This is a genomic window from Pseudomonas sp. B2M1-30 (assembly GCF_025447575.1).
Lineage (GTDB): Bacteria > Pseudomonadota > Gammaproteobacteria > Pseudomonadales > Pseudomonadaceae > Aquipseudomonas > Aquipseudomonas botevensis.
The window spans coordinates 42,317-62,134 of the sequence record NZ_JAOEJT010000020.1; the positions used below are offsets into that span (position 1 = coordinate 42,317).

Sequence of the window (19,818 nt, forward strand, 5' to 3'; positions counted from 1 at the left end):
TTTTCATGGTCGTTGTGTCTTCGGCACGTTTCCCGACGTTATCAGTCTGGATCGGGCACAATGCCCGGAAACTTCAACCCGACGCTCTGGACTAACCTCCATTAGTCGCGTTGGGCTATAACCTTTGACACACTTTTATTTGTAGTAAGGAGCATCAGCACATGCAACTCGGGATTATTGGACTGGGCCGCATGGGCGGCAATATTGCGCGGCGCCTGATGCTCAACGGTCACACCACCGTTGTTTACGACCGCAATACCGCTTTTGTCGACGCCCTGGCAGCCGAAGGCTCCACCGGCGTCGCCGACCTTCCAGCCCTGGTCGCCGGCCTCGCCAAGCCGCGCGCGGTCTGGGTCATGCTGCCAGCCGGCGCACCGACCGAAGACACCATCGAAACCCTGAGCAACCTGCTCGAAGCCGGCGACACCATCATCGACGGCGGCAACACCAACTATAAGGACGACATCCGTCGGGCCAAGACCCTGGCCGAGAAGGGCCTGCATTACATCGACGTCGGCACCTCCGGCGGCGTCTGGGGCCTGGAGCGCGGCTACTGCATGATGATCGGCGGCGATGCCGAGACCGTCAGCCGTCTCGACCCGCTGTTCAAGACGCTGGCGCCAGGCATGGGCGACATCCCGCGTACCAAGGATCGCAAGTCCGATGACCCGCGCGCCGAGCACGGCTACATTCACGCCGGCCCCGCCGGTGCCGGGCATTTCGTGAAGATGATTCACAACGGCATCGAGTACGGCATGATGCAGGCCTTCGCCGAGGGCTTCGACATCCTCAAGACCAAAAACAGCGAGCGTCTGCCGGAAGATCAGCGTTTCGACCTGAACGTCGCCGATATCGCCGAAGTCTGGCGTCGCGGCAGCGTGGTGTCGTCCTGGCTGCTCGACCTGACCGCCGACGCGCTGGCCAGCGACCCGAAACTCGACGGCTTCTCCGGTTCGGTTGCCGACAGCGGCGAAGGTCAATGGACCATCGAAGCGGCCATGGAACAAGCGGTGCCGGTGCCGGTGCTGTCCAACTCGCTGTTCTCGCGCTACCGCTCCCGTGGTCAGGGCACCTTCGGCGACAAGATTCTCTCGGCCCAGCGCTTCGGCTTCGGCGGCCACGTGGAGACTGCGAAGAAATGACCCATACGATCCGCAGGAAATCCAAGGCAGAACCCGCGCCGCCGACCACGCTGTTTCTGTTCGGCGCCCACGGTGATCTGGTCAAGCGCCTGCTCATGCCGGCGCTGTACAACCTGAGTCGCGACGGCCTGCTGGATGATGGCCTGCGGATCGTCGGCGTTGACCACAACGCCATCACGGATGAAGCCTTCGCCCAAAAACTCGAAGACTTCATCCGTACCGAAGTGGCGGCGAAGGTCGGCAAGGGCGATCAGATTCTTGATCCGGCCTTGTGGGCCAAGCTCGCCAAAGGCATCAGCTACGTTCAGGGCGATTTCCTGGACGACAGCACTTATTCAGCGCTGGCGGCGAAAATCGCCGGCAGTGGTACGGGCAATGCGGTGTTCTATCTCGCCACCGCGCCGCGTTTCTTCAGCGAAGTGGTGCGTCGCCTCGGCGCCGCCGGCCTGCTCGAAGAATCCCCCGATGCGTTCAGAAGGGTGGTGATCGAAAAGCCGTTCGGCTCCGATCTGGAAACCGCCGAGGCGTTGAACGCCTGCCTGCTCAAGGTGATGACGGAAAAGCAGATCTACCGGATCGATCACTACCTGGGCAAGGAAACCGTGCAGAACATCCTGGTCAGCCGGTTCTCCAACAGCCTGTTCGAAGCCTTCTGGAACAACCATTACATCGACCACGTACAGATCACCGCCGCCGAAACCGTCGGCGTGGAAACCCGTGGCAGTTTCTACGAACGTACCGGCGCATTGCGCGACATGGTGCCCAATCACCTGTTCCAGTTGCTGGCAATGGTCGCGATGGAGCCGCCGGCCGCTTTTGGCGCCGACGCGGTACGTGGCGAGAAGGCCAAGGTCGTCGGGGCGATTCGTCCCTGGACCACCGAAGAGGCGCGGCAGAATTCGGTGCGCGGCCAGTATCGCGCCGGCGAGCTTGATGGCAAGCCGCTGGCCGGCTATCGCGAAGAAGCCAACGTCTCGCCCGACAGCACCACGGAAACCTACGTGGCGCTCAAGGTGATGATCGACAACTGGCGCTGGGTCGGCGTGCCGTTCTACCTGCGCACCGGCAAGCGCATGAGCGTGCGCGACACCGAAATCGTCATCTGCTTCAAACCGGCGCCTTACGCGCAGTTCCGCGACACCGAAGTCGACGAATTGCAACCGACCTATCTGCGTATCCAGATCCAGCCCAATGAAGGCATGTGGTTCGACCTGCTGGCCAAACGGCCGGGGCCGGCGCTGAACATGGCCAACATCGAGCTGGGTTTTGCCTACAAGGACTTCTTCGAAATGCAGCCGTCGACCGGCTACGAAACCCTGATCTACGACTGCCTGACCGGCGATCAGACACTGTTCCAGCGCGCCGACAACATCGAGAACGGCTGGCGCGCGGTGCAACCGTTCCTCGACGCATGGCAGCAGGATGCCAGTGTGCAGACCTATGCCGCTGGTGAAAACGGCCCGCAAGCGGCCGACGATCTGCTGACTCGCGATGGTCGCGTCTGGCATGGCCTGGGATGAGTGAGCCGACGCAACAGCCCATCCGTTTTTTGCTGAGTGACATGGACGGCACTTTGTTGCTGCCCGATCACAGCCTGAGCCAGCGCACCATTGAGGCCGCTCGCTCCCTGCGTGAGGCGGGTGTGCTGTTCAGTCTCGCTACCGGCAGGCCGCCCAAGGCCATGCTGCAACAGATCGAAGCCCTGGGCGTCGATCTGCCGACAGCGGCGTTCAATGGCGGCACCCTCGTCAAACCGGACGGCAGTTTGCTGGTCGCCCATTACCTGCCGGCCACGGCGGCGTTGACCGCGCTGGCGCTGTTCGCCGATCAGGCGGAAGTCGAAATCTGGGTGTTCAGCGGTGGTGACTGGTTGCTCAAGGATCCCCACGGGCCGATGGTTCCGCGCGAGCAGCAGGGCCTCGGTTATCCGCCGGTGGTGGTGGAGAGCTTCGAGCCGTATCTGGAGCGGATCGACAAGATTGTCGCGACCAGTAACAACACGCAGTTGCTGATCGAACTGGAGGCGCAGTTGTTGCCGAAGGTCGAGGGATTGGCGCAGGTGTCGCGCTCGCAACCGGTCTATCTCGACGTGACGGCGGTGGAGGCCAACAAGGGCACGGCACTGGCGACCCTCGCCGAATACCTCGGCGTGCCCCTGGAGCAGACCGCCGCGATGGGCGACGGTGGCAACGATCCGGCGATGTTCCATTGCGCCGGGTTGTCGATTGCCATGGGCCAGGCCGAAGACGCAGTGAAGCGTCAGGCTGACGTGGTGACCGGGGCGAATACCGAGGACGGCGCGGCGCAGGCCATCGAAAAATACATCCTTGCGCGCTGACACCCGAAAGCCAGTGTGGGAGTAGGGTTGCCCACTCCCACCGTGTTCAGGCGGCAGGCTCAGAGCCAGTAACTCACCGCATACCAGCCCAGCACACCCATCACCACGGTGTACGGCAACGCCATCCACACCATCCGCCCATAGGACAGACGCACCAGCGGTGCGATCGCCGAGGTCAGCAGAAACAGGAACGCGGCCTGCCCATTCGGCGTTGCCACACTCGGCAGGTTGGTGCCGGTGTTGATCGCGATCGCCAGCGTCTCGAAATGCTCGCGGCTCATGTGGCCGGCGAGGAACGCCTGCTTCACTTCGGTGATGTAAATGGTCGCGACAAACACGTTGTCGCTGATCGCCGACAGCAGGCCGTTGGCGATGTACAGCATCCCCGGTTGCTGATCGGCCGGCAGGGTCAGCACCCAATGGATCAGCGGTGCGAACAACTGTTGATCGTGGATCACCGCCACCACGGCGAAGAACACCACCAGCAGCGAAGTGAACGGCATGGCGTCCTTGAACGCGTTGCCCAGGCGATGCTCGTCGGTGATGCCGGTGAAGGCGGTGATCAGCACGATGACCATCAGGCCGATCAGGCCGACTTCGGCAATGTGAAACGCCAGTCCGGCAATCAGGATCAGCGCCGCCAGGCCTTGCACCAACAGCGCGGCGCGTTGGCGTGGGGTGCGTTCGGCGTTGTCTTCGGCGGCGTAATTGGCCAGCACCGCGCGGACATTGTCCGGCAGCAAGGTGCCATAGCCGAACCAGCGCAGTTTCTCCAGCAGCACGCAGGTCACCAGGCCGGCCACCAGCACCGGCAGGGAAACCGGCGCGACTTTCTGGAAGAACTCAGCGAAGTGCCAGCCCATCTCATGGCCGATCAACAGATTCTGCGGCTCGCCCACTAGCGTGCAGACGCCACCCAGCGCGGTGCCGACGGCGCCATGCATCAACAGGCTGCGCAGAAACGCACGGAATTGCTCCAGGTCTTCGTGGTGCAGCGCGGGCATGTGTTGATCGTCGCTGAACTCGCTGTCCTGGCGCGGATCGTTGCCGGACGCCACGCGGTGGTAAACCGCATAGAAGCCGACGGCAGCGCTGATGATGACGGCGGTAACGGTCAAGGCATCGAGAAACGCCGAAAGAAAGGCTGAGAGAAAGCAGAACATCAACGCCAGCGCGGCTTTCGAGCGCACACCCAGCAACAGCCGCGAGAACAGAAACAGCAGCAGATCCTTCATGAAGTAAATGCCGGCGACCATGAACATCAGCAGCAGAATTACCGGGAAGTTGTGCTGCAACTCCTCATACAGCGCCTGCGGCGTGGTCATTTTCAGCAACAGCGCTTCGATCAACAGCAAGCCGCCGGGCATCAGCGGATAGCACTTGAGCGCCATGGCCAGGGTGAAAATGAATTCGATCACCAACAGCCAGCCGGCGGCGACCGGGCCGACCGTGAAGAACACCAGGGCATTGAGGATCAGAAACCCGACGATGCACGCCTTGTACCAGCGGGGCGAGTGCCCGAGAAAGTTGTGCGCGAACGCCTGGGCCATTGAGCCGGACATCGGCTGCTCCTTGTTTTTAAGAAGCGCGCAAGTTGCCGTAAGCGTTCGTGAAGATCAAGTGTGGGAAGTTTCCGTTTATTGATTCAGATAACGCGCCACAACCGCACGGTAATTGCCGTCGAGAGAATAGCCGCCTACCAGGATGTCACCTTGCGCCTGTACCGCCAGGGTCGTGGCGGTATCGAGGCTGCGGCCCAGTCGGGTGCGCAGCCAGCCACCCTCGGCGAAGGACGGATCCAGGCTGCCGTCGGCCCGATAGCGGGCGACGATGAAATCGGCCTCGAACCCGCCAATGGTGGCGCCCACCGCTATGATTCGTCCGTCTTCCATGCGTTGCGCGGCGGTCCATTGGCAACCGCTGTGGCCGATGTCCAGCAAATGCGCCTGGCCGGCATTGCAGTGCAAATCCGCGCGGCCATTGTTGTGGACGGTGTAGGCCACGCAGCGGATCGGGTCGCGACTGCTGCCAAAGCAATGGAGGTGGCCTGCCGATTCGATGACCTGGCTGACCTGGCTGCTCTGCCCATGGGCTTTGAACGCGAGGAAACCATATTCGGCAAAGCGTTCGTCGAGTCGGCCATCGGGCAGATAACGTGCGAGCAAGCCTTCCTGGGGAAAGTCGATCGAACCGGCCACCACGATGCGCCCGTCCTCTTGCAACAGCAGGCTGCTGAGCCAGGTGTTCAGCAGCAAGTGGCGGATCATCACGAAACCGCGTCCGTTGAACGTGTCATCCAGATGACCGTCAGGTGTGAGGCGGATCAGCATGCCGGCGTAGTCGGAGAATTCGAAGTGATGATTGGCGATCAACAGGATGTGACCGTCGTCCTGTACGGCGAAATCGCAGGCTTCGGCCCCCGGCACGCCGGGTGGCAGCCACGGATCGCGGGTGCCCATGGAGAGGTCGGCCGGCAGGCGCACGACTTGCCGGCCGTTGTCGCCGAAGCTCGGGTCCGGTCGCCCCTGGGCATCGAACAGCGCCAGGGCGGGAAGGGTGCGATGAGCGTTTTCGTAATGCAGGCCCGCCAACAGAATCCGCCCGTCGGGCAGCACCTGGACTTTGCCGGCCGTGGCTTCGAAACCGGCGGCAAACTGGCCGACCACACTGCCTTGATAACCGAAGCTCAAGTCGGCCGAACCATCGCTGAGCAAGCGCGCCAGGCCGAAACGACTGCCTTGCACCGTGCCGACCTTGGCGGCTACGAGGATCCGGCCCTGCGGATCGAGCGCCAGCCCTTGAGTCATGCTCGACAGGCTGTCGGCGAAATACACTTGCGCGACGCCGTGGGCGGCAAATTGTTTATCGAGATATCCGGCGGTATTCGCTAGCGTCGGTAGCGCAATAGCGTTCTGAGTGGGCATGCACGCTTCTCCTTGCGAGTCGACCAATGCCCGGGTGCCGGGTGGGTAACTGCACAGCGAAACATTCAATCCCTGAACGGGTGCAAGTACAACTGACAGAACTAACAGGTGGAGGGTCGCACTGTGCCAGAACAGTGTCTTTGGGAACCAGTCGCAAGCCTGCCAAGCAATAAGGCCGGAAACTGTCGAAAACTTATACAAGCGCCAAAGATAAAAGACTGTTTGGCAACTAATATAAAAGAGGCGATGGAGATGATTTGAATGTCATCTCCATCGCCTTTTTATCAATGTGGCATCGACCACGATTGCAGGGCATAACCTTCTTCGCTGAGTTCGGCGCGGGCCTGCTGCAGCAGGCATTCGAGCTGGGCCGGATCGGAATAGGCGCTGCTTGGAATCTGCGTGCGGCCGATGTGCGAATTGGTGCGGTCGATAACGGTCAGGCTGAGTTCGCCATTGCCGTCTTGTGGCGCCCAGGCCACGCATTGGAAGGGTTCAAATGCGCGGTTGGCAATCAAAAGAGCTTCGTTGATACGGAGCGGGGCGGTCATGGGATCTTCTCTCTGTAGTGCCCAATCAAGTGATGTGCCGTCGGTTGGGCTTACCGTTCGGCGAGTTACTTGTACTGATGCACGCAACCGGGTGGCGGGTCACAAACGATTTAAAGAAATTTCAACTTTCTTTCGTAAAAATTGCTTTGCGTCAGTTTTTGAAAGCCTGGTGAAAGAATCAATTCGATAGGCAACTAACCAAGCCTGTTCTTATAACTCGTTGTATTGCATGCCTATAAGCAATTGATACAAGGCGCCGTCAAATTCTTGCTAACGTTACAGTCAGGTCTGCCAAATGACTGTTTTTAAAACCAATTCCTATAATTTGGCGCCAAGGAACAGTCATGAGCGAAGCGCCTGCGTTACGACGTTTACTGGTGGTCGATCCTTGCGATGACTGCCACCGCCTGTTACCCGGTTTGCGTGCGGTAGGCTGGGATGTCGACAGCTGTAACCTGGAGAATGCCGCCGATCGCAGTTGCGATGTCGGGTTGCTGCGATTGCAGCCTGTTCACCTAGATCGGCCCGAGGCCGTCAAAGAGTTGATCAGCCGCAGCGGCACCGAATGGATCGCCGTACTGAACCAGGAAATGCTGCGTTTGCAGAACGTCGGCGATTTCGTCTGCGAATGGTTTTTCGACTTTCATACCTTGCCGTTCGACGTCTCCCGGGTGCAGGTCACCCTGGGCCGAGCGTTCGGCATGGCGCGCCTGCGCGGGCAGGGCAATATTCATGTCGACCAGCGTGAGCACGAGTTGCTCGGCGACAGCAAACCGATCCGCGAATTGCGCAAACTCCTGAGTAAACTGGCGCCGACCGAATCGCCGGTGCTGATTCGCGGTGAAAGCGGCACTGGTAAGGAACTGGTCGCGCGCACGCTGCACCTCCAGTCCCAGCGCCACAGCAAGCCGTTTGTCGCCATCAACTGCGGGGCGATTCCCGAACACCTGATCCAGTCCGAGCTGTTCGGCCATGAAAAGGGCGCCTTCACCGGCGCCCATCAACGCAAGGTCGGGCGCATCGAGGCGGCCAACGGCGGCACGCTGTTTCTCGACGAAATCGGCGACCTGCCGCTGGAGTTGCAAGCCAACCTGCTGCGTTTCCTCCAGGAGAAACATATCGAGCGAGTCGGCGGCAGCCAGCCGATCCCGGTGGATGTGCGGGTGCTGGCGGCGACCCACGTCGATCTGGAAGCGGCCATCGAGAAAAAACGCTTCCGCGAAGACTTGTATTACCGGCTCAACGTCCTGCAAGTGGTGACCGCGCCGTTGCGCGAGCGACATGGCGATCTGTCGATGCTGGCCAACCATTTTTCCCACTTCTACAGCCATGAAACCGGCCGCCGTCCACGCAGTTTCAGCGAGGACGCGTTGATTGCCATGGGCAAGCACGACTGGCCGGGCAACGTCCGTGAACTGGCCAACCGCGTGCGCCGTGGCCTGGTGCTGGCCGAAGGGCGGCAGATCGAAGCCCGCGACCTGGGGCTGATGAGCCAGCAATCGATCACCGCGCCGATCGGCACCCTCGACGACTACAAGAACCGCGCCGAACGCCAGGCGTTGTGCGATGTGCTGAACCGGCACAGCGACAACCTGAGTGTGGCGGCCAAAGTGCTCGGGGTATCCCGGCCGACGTTCTACCGCTTGCTGCACAAACATCAGATCCGCTAGAAACGAAAGATCGCCGCCTTCGCTCGTTCCATTCAGGATCCGGCGAAGGCGGCGATCGGTTGCAAAGAGAAGCCCCGCATCGGCGGGGCTTTTTGCATCAGAAGTAGTACGGGAATTTCAGGCTGAAGGAGAAGTCCGGGGCATCGTCGGTCATGCCGATGGACAGGTTGGGCACGATGGTCAGGTTGTCGGTGGCCGCAATGGTCATGCCGACGTTGAAGTAACCGGCGTTGGCGTCGCTGGACACCACCGACTCCCAATCCCCGCCATCCTGTTTCAGCTTGCTCTTGCGTTGCACAAGGTCAGACACCGAGAACGACATACTCATCTTCTCGTTCAGAGCGAACGCCACACCGGCACCGATCTGGAAGCTGTCGCCAATGCGTACCTTGCCCGGGTTTTTCTGGTTGACGGTCGAACTGATGTCGTCGAACGACTCCTCGAAGTTGTGGGTGTAGGACAAGCTGCCGAACAACACCGCAGGGTCGAACGTCTTGACCAGCGAGATGCCCGGGGTGATCGACCAGACGCCGTTGCCGGTCGGCAGGGTGTCAGGCACGAACAGGTTCGAGTTGGCGTCGGTCTGGCGCAGCTTGATACCGAACGGATCCTTGCCGGTTGGCGCCTTGACCCGCAAGGAAACCACCGCATCCGGGGTGTTGACCGACTCGTCCATGAACTTGTAGGCGACCCCGAAGTTGACGTCGCCGATGGTCGGGTCGCGAGAGACGTCCTGCTCGGTGGTGACGTTGGAGGCGCCACCGTTGCCGCCGCCGGACTGGTACGTCGATTCGCGATACACGACCGGCACGTTCAGGTCGAACTGCCAGCGGTTATCGAAGTTGTAGCGGCCGGTGAGGTCCAGGGTCCAGGTATCGGCCTTGATCCGGTCGAGGTTGATGTTGCCCAGGAAGATCGAGTCCAGTGCCAGGAAACCGTTGAGGATAAGTTGGCGGGTGTCGTAGCGCGAGTAGGTGATACCCGTCTCGAAGCTGAACTTGCCGCCGCCGAAGAAGCCGCTGGCCTCGTCGTACAGGTTGGACACGCTCTGTGCCGGTTGGGAATCGTCGGCCAGTGACTGGCCATAGGAAGCGCCACTGCCCCCGGCGGCGCCTCCTGATGCCGCAGCGGCCCCCGTGCCGTTGGCTACCCGGTTGCCTTTCATGTCCGAAGGCGATTTGGCCAGGCGTTTTGGGGGCGGTGAGGCGGGTTGATCCTCGACCTGGCGAACCCGTTGTTCGAGTACCGCCAGGGCCTTTTGTTGTACTTCGTATCGTTGCTTAAGCTCCAGAAGTTCCTGTTTCAGGGCTTCTACATCTGCGTCGGGGGCTGCTTGCAGCATCGCCGCAGGGAGAAGAGTACTCAAACAAACAGCGGCACGCAGTGAAACTGATCGATACATGAATAAGCCGTCCCTTTAAGCCCAATGATCGAGACTCAGCGTAGTTCAATATCCAATATTGCGTAGTGCCCTGAGTTGAGTCAGGTTGCAGTCCAGTGCGCCGGCGCTCATGCCGTTATTATTCAGGACCACGTTGAGTTGGGTCAGGTTGTTGACCACGTTGGCGTTGCCCAGCAGCCGGGTGTTCTGCAGCAGCCCGCTCTGGGCGACCTGTTGCAGCGCGGTGCCCTGATTGCCGCTGGCCTGGATCGCCATTTGCACGCCACCACCGGTGGCCGAAACGGCGACGTTGCCGGCGGCATTGCTGCCGGTGATGGTCTGGCCGGCCATCAGTGCCTGGCCTTGAACCGGTGCCAGTGCCGGAGCCTGGTTGGCCTCTTTGACGTTGATCGCAACGTTGTTGTAAGCGCTGTTGCCGTCGCCGGCGGCGCGCACGCTCTGCGTCACGCCCTGCGAGGTGTTGAGGCCTGCGCCACCCACGACACTGCCAGTCCCCGTGTCGGGGGTGCTGCCATTGCCGGTTTCCTTGATGGTCGAGACATAGAATTCGGGTTTGATCGTTGCTGCCTGAAGTTGCATCGAGGCCGATGCCCCGATCAGATCACCACTGGCGTTGCGCCAGGTACTGCTCATGACAATGCCGAAACTGATGATCCGTCCCGGCATCACGTAGCGACCGCGCAGCTCCGAGAGCTCCTGGTCCTTGATTTCGATGGGTTTGAATCCTGCATTGGCGTAGCCCGATGCACTCGCTGCCAGGCAGGCGGCGGCCAGCCAGTATGAGGTTTTCATCTGCTGCTCCCGGGACATCCAGCCCCACTCTTTATCATCGGCGATTAAAAGAAGTCGCTCTGTATGAACCCGAAGTCCATCAATTCAGCATCTTTGACGGGGTTGAAAGCATCGAGCTTGTTCTTGGCGGTCAGCGGAACCGGAGGACTGCGAAGTGCATTGGTCTTGTCGTATCCGGGGCCGACGATGGCAAAAACGATGCCGTTCCAACCTTTGACAAAGTCATCATGGCTGTAGCGTTTGTGTCCCAGAACCGGGTCTCCGATGTAAACCCAATCCTTATCCGCCCGCTGCATCACCACGAAATGCTTGTATCCGCGAATTTCCATCAGTACCACCACCGGGATAGTGACCGCGTCGAGTTTTTCCCGTGGAATCTTGTAGCCCCTGGCGCGCATGCCGATGCTTTCTACGTAGCGCTTCATGTCCAGCATGGAGAAACCTTGAGTGCGAACAAGATCCTGGTCGGCATTGACCAGCATGCCTTTGATGACGTGCTCTTCATCGACGTTGAGCCAATAGGCCTGGCGTAAAATCGTGGCCAGTGCGGCGGCGCCGCAGCTGAAATCGGTTTTTTGCTCGACGATGTCGGCAAACTTGCGCTCACGAATGCTTTGCACGTTTTTATAAACCAGCACGCCACCTGGCAGGGCGGCTACTGGCATCTGGGCGGCCTGGGTCAGGCCGGACAGGCAAAGCAGAGCGATAAGGGCAGTTTTACGCATGATCGATACGCCTATGCGGACTGAGGAAAAGCCCCGTTTCCGGGGCTTTCGTTTCGATCGCGTTTACATGCAGGCTTTGCAACCTGCGGCGATGGACAGCGAGTTGCTTTGTTGGTTGCCTACACCGGCGGCGTTGTTGTAGCCAGCGTTGCCGGAGAAGTTGTTGCCTACGTTGCTGATGGTAGCGTTGTTGGTGACAGGGTTTTTCCAGCCGTCTGGGGTCATCACTTGTTGAGTGGTCACACCAGCCAGGCCAAAGACACCCAGGGCTTCGAAGGTAGCTTTCTGATCTTTGCCACCACCGTTGCCGCCATGGCCTCTGTCATTGTTGCCATAGCCGCCACCGCCGTGACCGTGATCGTCGTCCTGGATTTTCGCGGTGCCTTCGGCGTAGAACGCGCCAGCGGCGGCGAAAGTACCGGTGAGGGTATCTTTTTTGTAGGTTTGAACGCCGTTGTTGGCGACGGTCAGACCGCTGGAGCTTTGGTTGGCGGCTGCGGCAGCGTTAGCTACACGACCACCCGATACAGCGATTGCCAGGTTGTTTTTCTGTTGGTTGAAGTTGCCGGCACTGTTGTTCACGCCAATGTTGCCGGAACCGCCGTTACCCACGTTGTTGAGGCTCGCCGTGTTGGTGGTGGAGTAGTTGGCCACGGCGTTGTTGGTGTTGGTCTGGGTGGCGCTGGAAACAGCGACAGCAGAACCGAAGATGAAGCTTTCGTCGGCGGTAGCCAGTGCAGCGGCGTTGTCTTGTTGGTTACCATCGCCGGCGGTGTTGTTCATGCCGACGTTGCCGTTGGTGCCGTTGGCCGAGTTGCTGACGCTGGCATCATTTTTGGTGCCCTGGTTGCCGACCAGGTTGCCCGAGCTGCTTTGCACATCGATCACGGCAGCCCCAGCGCCAGCACCGATTTGCAGCAGTTCTTCAAGGGTAGGGCCTTTTGGATCATGGTTGCCATGACCGTGTCCATTGCCATGCCCGTTACCATGACCGTGATCATCATCACGACCGCCTGCCTGTGCTGCGATTGCCATCACTGCTGCGAGTGCGAAAACCAGTGGTTTGAGAGCCATTGTAGGTTTCATGGTGTTTCTCCGTCGTGCTTATTAGTTGGTTAAGTGTTGGTACTTTCTAATTGCACTGCTTTTTGTTTGGGTCAGTCTGCGACCCGGATGCTCAGGGTGTTAGCCATGCGGTTCCCCACCCCGGCACTCTGGTTCACCTGGATTACCCCTCGGCTGCCGGTGAAGGCCTGGTCACTTGTCGTGACCTGGCGACTGCCGGGTGAGGTGCCAGTTGCTCCTGAGCTCGGTAACAACGCCACGTTCTGTTGGGAAAGGGCGCTATCGTCAACGCTCTGCGGGGCAGCACTGATGCTGACGCGCGTCACGTTGGCCATCTGGTTGTTGGCCCCGGCGCCCTGGTTCACGCCCAGGATTCCGTTGCCATTGCTGAAAGAGGTGCCGCCGATGGTGGCGCTCGCGTTGGTCGAGCGGTCGGCCGGTGTATTGATGCGCTGGATGACGCTGGTGGTTGCGCTGGATTCGGTGCCGATGGCGATGGCCTTGGTGTTGGTCTGCTGCATCTGGTCGCCGGCCGCCTGGTTGACGTTGTAGTTGCCTTTGTATTGGATGCCGGTGTCCTGAATGTTCGCGTTGTTCACAGAGCTGGGATCGGCCATGACGTTGGTGCAGGCGATCAGGGCAAGCAGGAGCAGGGAACGATTCATGTCATTGGCCTCCAGCCATGCGAGTCAGCGGAGCCAGGCCAGCGCCCATGGAGCGGTTGATGGTGTTGGAGATCGTGCCGCCACCGCCGCCGCCATGACCGGCGCTCATGCCGGGCAGACCGTTCTGATTGGTCAGGACATTCATCCCGGGCATGGTCGAATCGGGCGTGACCATGTTGCCGCGAATCGACGATCCGCTGGCTACACTGGCAAAGTCGCCGTCATTGAGTTCGGTGCTGGTCATCGCCTGGTCGATCCGACCGGTCGGGTTGGCGTTCACAGTCGTGGGGTAGGGGTCTTTGCCGCCGCTGCGGCCAATCGGGATCGGTTGCACGTCACGATTGAGGACGATCACGCCATTGCCTTCGGCCTGAACGTTGAAACTGATGAGTGTGCTGGCCGCTGATCCGATCAGCAGAAGGCAGGTAAAGGCTTTATTGAAGTTTCCCACGGTGGCCATTCCTTCTTCAGTGGGCTGAGCCTGTTCAGCGTTGTGAAGGAGATAGCCAAAGCTGTGCCGCTTTTTAAAAAGACCGGATTTTCAATGGGTTAGATGGAAAGGATGCAGCCGTGATACAAAATCTGTTTCAACCTTGAAACAGGCACTGCCCCCTGCAACCGGCCAAAGTCGTTGCAAAGCTCTGGAACAAGGGTTTGCGCGGAACTGTTTCAAGCGCTTAACAACTGCCATGACAAAGCGATGAAGCCCGTTGAGACGGGCACTTTGCAGTAGGGGGAGTGTTTCAGAAGTGGACACTTTTGGCCCAAAACAGGGGAAAAGCCGGGGCCAATGACCCGCGAATCGGGGTCAGGTGCGCAGCAACCCGGCCACCGCGCTGAATGCCTGGTCGCGTCGCTCCTGCCAATTGCCTTCGATGATCTGCAACGGTTGCCGGTGTTGATTCAGCCAGTCTCGGGTGGCGTTGAAGAAATCCATGCGTTCGCGCAGATCCGGTTGGCAGCGCTGGCCGTCGTCCGTCCACTCGACCTGTTGCGGAGAGAGCAGCAGGTGCAGGTCGTAATGCCGGGCCAGCAACTCGGTTTCCAGCCATGCCGGGCAGTCGCCGAACAGGGTCTGGCTCCACAGCATGTTGCTCAGCAGGTGGGTGTCGAGGATCAGCAACGGCGGACGTTGCACCCGTGCCTGATCTTCCCACTGCAACTGGCCGCGCGCGATCTCGGGAATATCCGCCAGACAGGTGTCCCGGGGATTGAGCTCGATGAACCGGCGCACGTACTCGTCCACGCGCAGGCCGCCGAATTGCTGCTGCAGGCCGGCAGCCAGCCAGCTTTTGCCGGTGGACTCCGGGCCGGTCAGGACAACCACTTTCATGGCTGCAGCGCCGGATCGGCCCGCCATTCCCGCCAGCCTTGCACCGCGATCAGGGTGAACAGGGCGTACAGCGCAGCGGTGAGGTAGAGGTCCTTATAAAGGAACAGGCCGACGAAGATCACATCCAGCACGATCCACAGTGCCCAGCACTGCAAGCGCTTTTGCGCCATCCACCATTGCGCGACCAGACTGAATCCGGTCAGCGCCGCGTCGAGCCAGGGTTGTGCGGCGTCGGTCCAGTGGGCCATGGCCGCACCGAGCAGCAGGCTGCCGACAGCACCGACCGACAGGGCCTGCGCAATCGATCGGGAATCGAGCCGGCTGACCTGACGCCCGTCGTGCGTCGCGCCGTGCCGGGTCCACTGCCACCAGCCATAGACTTGCAGCGCGGCATAAATCACTTGCAGCAACATGTCCGAATACAGCTTCACCTCGAAGAAGATCCAGCTGTACAGCAGCACCATGACCAGCCCGATCGGCCAGCACCACGGATTCTGTTTGACCGTCAGCCAGACGGCGATCACACCGAGGGCGGCGGCAAACAGTTCGAGCCCGGACATGCGCAATCCTTGAGAAGGGAAGAGGGGGCGGATTGTACCGGGAAAGGAGGCGCGGACAAGTTTTCGGGATGGCGGGGAGGTTTGCGCAAGAAACCTGAGCAAGCCCCCGTGTGGGAGCTGGCTCGCTCCCACACGGGTGCTGTGTTATACGCGGAACTGACGCAGCAAACCGTTCAACTGTTCGCTCAACTGACCCAGTCGCACGCTGGCTGCGCTCGATTGTTCGGCCGCCAGCGCGGTGCTGTGGGACAGACCTGCCGCCTGGGTGACGTTCTGGTTGATGTCCTCGACCACGTGCGCCTGTTGCAGGGTGGCGCTGGCAATCGAGGCGTTCAGGCCATTGAGGTTGCGCAAGGCCTGGCCGATGGCGTTCAGGCTGGCACCGGCGAGGCCGGCCTGCTCGATGGTCAACTGCGACGCCTTGCTGCTGTCGCCGATCACTTTTACCGCTGCCTCGGAGTGGTTTTGCAGACGTTCGATCATGCTCTGGATCTCCGCCGTGGACTTCTGCGTGCGCTGGGCCAGCAAGCGAACCTCGTCGGCCACCACCGCAAAACCGCGACCCTGTTCACCGGCTCGCGCCGCTTCGATCGCGGCGTTGAGCGCGAGCAGGTTGGTCTGCTCGGCAATCGAACGGATCACTTCCAGAACACTGCCGATCTGCGTGCTTTCGGCGGCCAGGGTGCGGATCACTTCCACGGCCTGATCGATGGTGCCGGACAGCTTGTCGATCTGCTGCAGGCTGCCGTCGATGTTGACCTGACCCTGTTGCGCCTGGGCTTCGGCATCGCGCATTTCACTGGCGGCGTGCTCGGCGTTCTTCGCCACGTCCTGCACGCCATAAGTGACTTCATTGATCGCGGTCGCCACCAGTTCCATCTGCTGCGATTGCTGCTGGCTGCGTTCCTGGGCCTGGGCCGCATCGTTGCCCAGTTCGCTCGACGACTGGCCGAGGGCACTGGCGGACAACTGCAAGTCACCGATCACCCGGCGCAGTTTGGCGGTGAAACCGTTGAAGTGATGGGCCAGTTGGGTGACTTCATCCTGACCGTGGGTGTCCAGGCTGCGGGTCAGGTCGCTTTCGCCGCTGGCGATGTTGGCCATGGCGTTCACGGTTTCCTGCAACGGTCGAACGATGCTGCGGGCAATCAGAATCACCAGCAGGGCCATGATCACCGCAATCACCAGACCGACGATCGAGGCCTTGATCACCTGGCCCTGGAACTCCGCCTGCACATCGTCGACGTATACGCCGGAGCCGATGATCCAGCCCCAGGGTTCGAACAGTTTCACGTAGGAAGTCTTGGCCACCGGCTCGCTGGCGCCCGGTTTCGGCCAGCGGTAATCGACCATGCCCGCGCCTTTGGCCTTGGCGATGGCGACCATCTCGTTGAACACCGCGAAGCCGTCCGGATCGCGGATCGCCGAGAGGTTCTGACCTTCGAGCTTGGGATTGGCCGGGTGCATGACCATCACGGGCGTGAGGTCGTTGATCCAGAAATAGTCGTTCTGGTCATAGCGCAGGCCACGAATCGCACTCATTGCCTGTTTCTGGGCGACATCGCGGGTCAGGGTGCCGGCCGCTTCCAGGCCTTGGTAATAGGCCAGTATGCCGCTGGCGGTCTGCACCACATGTTGGGTTTTCTGAGCCTTGGCGTGATACAGGTCATCGTGAATCTGCTTGAGCATCAATACGCCCAAGGTCAGCAACATGACCACCGCCACAACCAAGATGAGCCACAAGCGTCGGCTGATCGACACACTGCGCAAGCTGTTCATAACGCTGTCACTCCAGATTCTTTTTCTTGTAATAAGTCGCCGCCAGCATCCAACCACGTTTCGGTATTGAGGCATACGCGACGCAAGTCGTATAACGCGGCAGCGCTATTTCGGCTTGTCTGATAGGATTTCGGCCCCGCACGCAAAAACCTGAGTCGGTTTTGATTTTTCACGGAATTTTGACTGTTCCGTGTGGATCCTGTGCGCGCGGGAAGTCAGCTACGCTGAACGCAGTGAACGCTCTATATAAATACTATCGGGGCATGCAAACGCATCGCTTCTTCGGGGGATTGATGGATCTTTGGACCGCCTTGCAGGCACTGATTCTAGGAGTTGTAGAAGGGCTGACGGAGTTTTTGCCCATTTCAAGTACAGGACACCAGATCATTGTTGCGGATTTGCTCGACTTCGGTGGCGAGCGGGCCATGGCGTTCAACATCATCATTCAGCTCGGCGCGATCCTCGCAGTGGTCTGGGAGTTTCGCCGCAAGATCCTCGACGTCGTCGTCGGCTTGCCGACCCAGCCCGGTGCGCGACGTTTCACTGCCAACCTGCTGATCGCGTTCTTGCCTGCTGTGGTATTGGGGGTGATTTTTGCCGATCTGATTCACCAGTATCTGTTCAACCCGATCACCGTTGCCGCTGCGCTGGTGGTGGGCGGCATCATCATGTTATGGGCCGAACAGCGCCAGCATGAGGTGCACGCCGAAACGGTGGACGACATCTCCTGGAAAGACGCGCTGAAAATCGGCTTCGCCCAGTGCCTGGCGATGATTCCGGGTACTTCGCGTTCCGGCTCGACCATCATCGGCGGCCTGCTGTTCGGCCTGTCGCGCAAGACGGCCACCGAGTTCTCGTTCTTTCTGGCCATGCCGACCATGGTCGGGGCGGCGGTATACTCCGGCTACAAATACCGCCACATCTTCGTGCCGGCCGACGTTCCGGTGTTTGCCATCGGCTTCGTCACAGCGTTCATCTTCGCCATGATTGCCGTGCGCGGCTTGCTCAAGTTCATTGCCAGCCACAGCTACGCGGCGTTCGCCTGGTATCGGATCGTCTTCGGTCTGGTGATTCTGGCGACCTGGCAGTTCGGCTGGGTCGACTGGACGGCGGCCAAGCCATGAGTGATTCCCGCGCACGCCGCCCGGATCGCGGCCCCGCCGGCGGCCATATTCAGAATCTGAAATTGAAGCTGGTGGTGTTGGTTATCGTCTGCGCGTTGCCGCTGTTCGGCTCGCTGTCGATGTGGCTGCGCGGGATCTCGCTGATACCGCTGGCGGCCTATGGCCTTGTCAGCGTGCTGGCGTTCTTCATGTATTGGGCCGACAAGCGCAAGGCCCGCGCCGACGCCTGGCGTACACCGGAGAACATCCTGCACGCCGTGGAACTGGCCGGTGGCTGGCCGGGCGCCTTGATCGCCCAGCAAGTGTTCCGGCACAAGACGCGCAAGGTGTCGTTCCAGATCCTGTTCTGGATGATCGTGGCGCTGCATCAGGTGTTCTGGATCGATCAGCTGTTCCTGGGCGCGAACCTGCTGGCCTTGTTCTGAAACCACCCAAACCGGATTGCAGTTACAACAACAATCCCGCCTGCGTGCGTTTGGGCAATTTGCTCACCACCAATTGATGAGATCGCTGCAGCAACCCCTGCAACTCCTCGGCGCCCAAGGGGTAGGGCGGGTGCATGATGATCCATTGCGCCCGGGCCAGATACGGCGCCGGGTGGATGCCCGGGCGATCGCAATGGCCGAGAAACAGGTCCTTGTCGACCTTGAACGCCAGCGAATCGCCGCGCAGGCCTTGCAAGGCGAACATCTTGTTGCCGGCAATCGAAAACACCCGCACGCCTCCCCACTTGTAGTCTTCCCGAGCGCCGGGCAGTGCCAGGCAGAACGCGGCAACGTCCGCTTCGTTCATCTTTCCCTGTTTCATAACAACCGCTCCCCACACGCATTGAAGGATTCGACCAGATGATCGATCCACGCCCGCACCGCCGGCATCACTCCACGCCGGTGCGGATATACCGCTTGCAGCCAACCGCCGGGCAATGACCACTCGGGCAGCAATTGCACCATGGTGCCGTTGTTCAGTTCTGCTTCGCAAAACATCATCGGCAGCAGGGTGAAACCCTGGCCGGCCAGCACACAGGCCTTGCGCACGATGAAGTCGTCGATCCCCAACCGGGCCTCCAGCGCCAGGTCGCAGCTTTTGCCCTGCTGATCGAGCAGACGCACATGCACCAGGCGATCAGCTTCAAGCGCACCCAGTACCGGCAGGTTTTTCAGGTCCTGAGGATGTTTGATCTCATGACCGTCGATAAACCGCGGACTCGCCACCACCACCATTTGCGCCTGGCGCAGACGGCGGGTCACCAGCATCGGGTCCTCATCGCCGTGTTCGCGCACCCGCAGGGCGACGTCGATGCCTTCATTAATAAGGTCGACCCGGCGATTGAGCAGAACCATTTCCAGTTGCACCTGGGGGAATTTGCCGAGGAACGTGCTGATCACGATCGGCAGCATCTGATGGGCCAACCCTGTCGGGCAAGATACCCGCAGGCGCCCACGAGGTTCGCTGGACATGCTGGCGACGGCTTCGTCGGCCATTTCCGCTTCCAGCATCATCGCCTGGCAGTGGCGCAAATAACGCTCGCCGACGGAGGTGAGTTTCAGTTGCCGGGTGGTGCGTTGCAGCAGGCGCGCGCCGAGACGTTCTTCCAGTTCGGCGATGCGCCGCGACAGGCGTGACTTGGGAATGCCCAGCAAACGGCCGGCGGCGGCGAACCCGCCGGCCTCGACCACCTTGGCGAAATAGTAGAGATCGTTGAGGTCCTGCATGAGGAAAATCCGACTGTTCTATCAATGGGACAAACT

The 19,818-nt window shown here is 60.4% G+C and carries 20 protein-coding genes; 6 read left to right on the plus strand and 14 right to left on the minus strand.

Translation table 11 applies throughout. The features are described from left to right. The first annotated feature begins 161 nt into the window (after positions 1–161). Genes gnd through N8H74_RS26970 form a run of 3 tightly spaced genes read left to right on the plus strand, consistent with a single transcriptional unit; the run spans position 162 to position 3,480 of the window. Positions 162–1,142 carry a phosphogluconate dehydrogenase (NAD(+)-dependent, decarboxylating) gene (gene gnd, locus N8H74_RS26960; protein WP_217832452.1) on the plus strand — a complete coding sequence of 327 codons (981 nt, stop codon included), beginning with the start codon at positions 162–164 and terminating at the stop codon, positions 1,140–1,142. Next, positions 1,139–2,662: a glucose-6-phosphate dehydrogenase gene (gene zwf, locus N8H74_RS26965; RefSeq protein ID WP_262151678.1), complete on the plus strand. Its 1,524-nt coding sequence runs from the start codon at positions 1,139–1,141 to the stop codon at positions 2,660–2,662. Before gnd ends, zwf begins: the two co-directional genes overlap by 4 nt. After that, positions 2,659–3,480 carry an HAD family hydrolase gene (locus N8H74_RS26970; RefSeq protein WP_262151679.1) on the plus strand — a complete coding sequence of 274 codons (822 nt, stop codon included), beginning with the start codon at positions 2,659–2,661 and terminating at the stop codon, positions 3,478–3,480. The genes zwf and N8H74_RS26970 overlap by 4 nt, the downstream gene beginning before the upstream one ends. A gap of 59 nt (positions 3,481–3,539) precedes the next feature. Here the strand turns inward: N8H74_RS26970 and nhaB are convergent, their stop codons facing one another. From nhaB to N8H74_RS26985, 3 genes are all read right to left on the minus strand, one after another. Continuing rightward, positions 3,540–5,042, minus strand: coding sequence for a sodium/proton antiporter NhaB (gene nhaB, locus N8H74_RS26975; RefSeq protein ID WP_262151680.1), 1,503 nt, complete (start codon positions 5,040–5,042; stop codon positions 3,540–3,542). Positions 5,043–5,117: 75 nt separating this feature from the next. Next, positions 5,118–6,404, minus strand: a complete 1,287-nt coding sequence (locus N8H74_RS26980; RefSeq protein ID WP_217832448.1) for a hypothetical protein — start codon at positions 6,402–6,404, stop codon at positions 5,118–5,120. A 284-nt stretch (positions 6,405–6,688) separates the two neighbouring features. After that, positions 6,689–6,955 (minus strand): hypothetical protein, encoded by a 267-nt coding sequence (locus tag N8H74_RS26985; RefSeq protein WP_217832447.1) that lies wholly within the window; start codon positions 6,953–6,955, stop codon positions 6,689–6,691. Positions 6,956–7,299: 344 nt separating this feature from the next. On the opposite strand from N8H74_RS26985, the gene N8H74_RS26990 reads away from it, so the two are divergent. Beyond that, on the plus strand, positions 7,300–8,625 hold the full coding sequence (locus N8H74_RS26990; protein WP_217832446.1) for a sigma-54 dependent transcriptional regulator: 1,326 nt from the start codon (positions 7,300–7,302) through the stop codon (positions 8,623–8,625). A 97-nt stretch (positions 8,626–8,722) separates the two neighbouring features. Here N8H74_RS26990 and N8H74_RS26995 read toward each other — a convergent pair whose 3' ends face one another. The 9 genes from N8H74_RS26995 to N8H74_RS27035 form a co-directional block, all read right to left on the minus strand. Continuing rightward, entirely contained in the window at positions 8,723–10,027 is a 1,305-nt protein-coding gene (locus N8H74_RS26995) for an autotransporter outer membrane beta-barrel domain-containing protein (RefSeq protein ID WP_217832445.1), read from the minus strand. Between the two features lie 45 nt (positions 10,028–10,072). Then, positions 10,073–10,819 (minus strand): hypothetical protein, encoded by a 747-nt coding sequence (locus N8H74_RS27000; RefSeq protein ID WP_217832444.1) that lies wholly within the window; start codon positions 10,817–10,819, stop codon positions 10,073–10,075. Between the two features lie 44 nt (positions 10,820–10,863). Continuing rightward, positions 10,864–11,544 (minus strand): C39 family peptidase, encoded by a 681-nt coding sequence (locus N8H74_RS27005; RefSeq protein WP_217832443.1) that lies wholly within the window; start codon positions 11,542–11,544, stop codon positions 10,864–10,866. Between the two features lie 63 nt (positions 11,545–11,607). After that, the gene (locus N8H74_RS27010) at positions 11,608–12,630 is read right to left on the minus strand and encodes a heme utilization protein (RefSeq protein WP_217832442.1); all 1,023 of its coding nucleotides are present in this window, start codon (positions 12,628–12,630) and stop codon (positions 11,608–11,610) included. 71 nt (positions 12,631–12,701) lie between these two features. Further along, positions 12,702–13,274: an adhesin gene (locus N8H74_RS27015; RefSeq protein WP_262151684.1), complete on the minus strand. Its 573-nt coding sequence runs from the start codon at positions 13,272–13,274 to the stop codon at positions 12,702–12,704. A 1-nt stretch (position 13,275) separates the two neighbouring features. Next, complete coding sequence (locus N8H74_RS27020; protein ID WP_217832440.1) at positions 13,276–13,725, minus strand: hypothetical protein; 450 nt, start codon at positions 13,723–13,725, stop codon at positions 13,276–13,278. A 357-nt stretch (positions 13,726–14,082) separates the two neighbouring features. Continuing rightward, positions 14,083–14,607 (minus strand): AAA family ATPase, encoded by a 525-nt coding sequence (locus N8H74_RS27025; protein ID WP_262151686.1) that lies wholly within the window; start codon positions 14,605–14,607, stop codon positions 14,083–14,085. Beyond that, on the minus strand, positions 14,604–15,167 hold the full coding sequence (gene pnuC, locus N8H74_RS27030) for a nicotinamide riboside transporter PnuC (RefSeq protein ID WP_217832438.1): 564 nt from the start codon (positions 15,165–15,167) through the stop codon (positions 14,604–14,606). Before pnuC ends, N8H74_RS27025 begins: the two co-directional genes overlap by 4 nt. A 144-nt stretch (positions 15,168–15,311) precedes the next feature. Beyond that, the gene (locus tag N8H74_RS27035) at positions 15,312–16,946 is read right to left on the minus strand and encodes a methyl-accepting chemotaxis protein (RefSeq protein ID WP_262151688.1); all 1,635 of its coding nucleotides are present in this window, start codon (positions 16,944–16,946) and stop codon (positions 15,312–15,314) included. 293 nt (positions 16,947–17,239) lie between these two features. Between N8H74_RS27035 and N8H74_RS27040 the strand changes: the two genes are divergently transcribed. Together N8H74_RS27040 and N8H74_RS27045 are read left to right on the plus strand one after the other, a co-directional pair. Continuing rightward, positions 17,240–18,070 (plus strand): undecaprenyl-diphosphate phosphatase, encoded by an 831-nt coding sequence (locus N8H74_RS27040; protein ID WP_217832436.1) that lies wholly within the window; start codon positions 17,240–17,242, stop codon positions 18,068–18,070. Further along, positions 18,067–18,495: a DUF1294 domain-containing protein gene (locus N8H74_RS27045; RefSeq protein WP_262151690.1), complete on the plus strand. Its 429-nt coding sequence runs from the start codon at positions 18,067–18,069 to the stop codon at positions 18,493–18,495. Before N8H74_RS27040 ends, N8H74_RS27045 begins: the two co-directional genes overlap by 4 nt. A gap of 22 nt (positions 18,496–18,517) precedes the next feature. Here the strand turns inward: N8H74_RS27045 and N8H74_RS27050 are convergent, their stop codons facing one another. Beyond that, complete coding sequence (locus tag N8H74_RS27050; RefSeq protein WP_262151692.1) at positions 18,518–18,877, minus strand: MmcQ/YjbR family DNA-binding protein; 360 nt, start codon at positions 18,875–18,877, stop codon at positions 18,518–18,520. Then, positions 18,874–19,782, minus strand: a complete 909-nt coding sequence (locus N8H74_RS27055) for a LysR substrate-binding domain-containing protein (protein ID WP_262151694.1) — start codon at positions 19,780–19,782, stop codon at positions 18,874–18,876. The genes N8H74_RS27050 and N8H74_RS27055 overlap by 4 nt, the downstream gene beginning before the upstream one ends. Between the last annotated feature and the right edge of the window lie 36 nt (positions 19,783–19,818).

Excerpts from the sequence above, each read along its gene's own strand:
- N8H74_RS26970 (WP_262151679.1), top strand. The coding sequence starts at position 2,659 with ATGAGTGAGCCGACGCAACAGCCCATCCGTTTTTTGCTGAGTGACATG.
- N8H74_RS27015 (WP_262151684.1), bottom strand. The coding sequence starts at position 13,274 with ATGAATCGTTCCCTGCTCCTGCTTGCCCTGATCGCCTGCACCAACGTC.
- zwf (WP_262151678.1), top strand. The coding sequence starts at position 1,139 with ATGACCCATACGATCCGCAGGAAATCCAAGGCAGAACCCGCGCCGCCG.
- N8H74_RS26990 (WP_217832446.1), top strand. The coding sequence starts at position 7,300 with ATGAGCGAAGCGCCTGCGTTACGACGTTTACTGGTGGTCGATCCTTGC.
- gnd (WP_217832452.1), top strand. The coding sequence starts at position 162 with ATGCAACTCGGGATTATTGGACTGGGCCGCATGGGCGGCAATATTGCG.
- N8H74_RS27045 (WP_262151690.1), top strand. The coding sequence starts at position 18,067 with ATGAGTGATTCCCGCGCACGCCGCCCGGATCGCGGCCCCGCCGGCGGC.
- N8H74_RS27005 (WP_217832443.1), bottom strand. The coding sequence starts at position 11,544 with ATGCGTAAAACTGCCCTTATCGCTCTGCTTTGCCTGTCCGGCCTGACC.
- N8H74_RS27040 (WP_217832436.1), top strand. The coding sequence starts at position 17,240 with ATGGATCTTTGGACCGCCTTGCAGGCACTGATTCTAGGAGTTGTAGAA.
- N8H74_RS27055 (WP_262151694.1), bottom strand. The coding sequence starts at position 19,782 with ATGCAGGACCTCAACGATCTCTACTATTTCGCCAAGGTGGTCGAGGCC.
- N8H74_RS26980 (WP_217832448.1), bottom strand. The coding sequence starts at position 6,404 with ATGCCCACTCAGAACGCTATTGCGCTACCGACGCTAGCGAATACCGCC.
- N8H74_RS26985 (WP_217832447.1), bottom strand. The coding sequence starts at position 6,955 with ATGACCGCCCCGCTCCGTATCAACGAAGCTCTTTTGATTGCCAACCGC.
- nhaB (WP_262151680.1), bottom strand. The coding sequence starts at position 5,042 with ATGTCCGGCTCAATGGCCCAGGCGTTCGCGCACAACTTTCTCGGGCAC.
- N8H74_RS27010 (WP_217832442.1), bottom strand. The coding sequence starts at position 12,630 with ATGAAACCTACAATGGCTCTCAAACCACTGGTTTTCGCACTCGCAGCA.
- N8H74_RS27050 (WP_262151692.1), bottom strand. The coding sequence starts at position 18,877 with ATGAAACAGGGAAAGATGAACGAAGCGGACGTTGCCGCGTTCTGCCTG.
- N8H74_RS27000 (WP_217832444.1), bottom strand. The coding sequence starts at position 10,819 with ATGAAAACCTCATACTGGCTGGCCGCCGCCTGCCTGGCAGCGAGTGCA.
- pnuC (WP_217832438.1), bottom strand. The coding sequence starts at position 15,167 with ATGTCCGGGCTCGAACTGTTTGCCGCCGCCCTCGGTGTGATCGCCGTC.
- N8H74_RS26995 (WP_217832445.1), bottom strand. The coding sequence starts at position 10,027 with ATGTATCGATCAGTTTCACTGCGTGCCGCTGTTTGTTTGAGTACTCTT.
- N8H74_RS27035 (WP_262151688.1), bottom strand. The coding sequence starts at position 16,946 with ATGAACAGCTTGCGCAGTGTGTCGATCAGCCGACGCTTGTGGCTCATC.
- N8H74_RS27025 (WP_262151686.1), bottom strand. The coding sequence starts at position 14,607 with ATGAAAGTGGTTGTCCTGACCGGCCCGGAGTCCACCGGCAAAAGCTGG.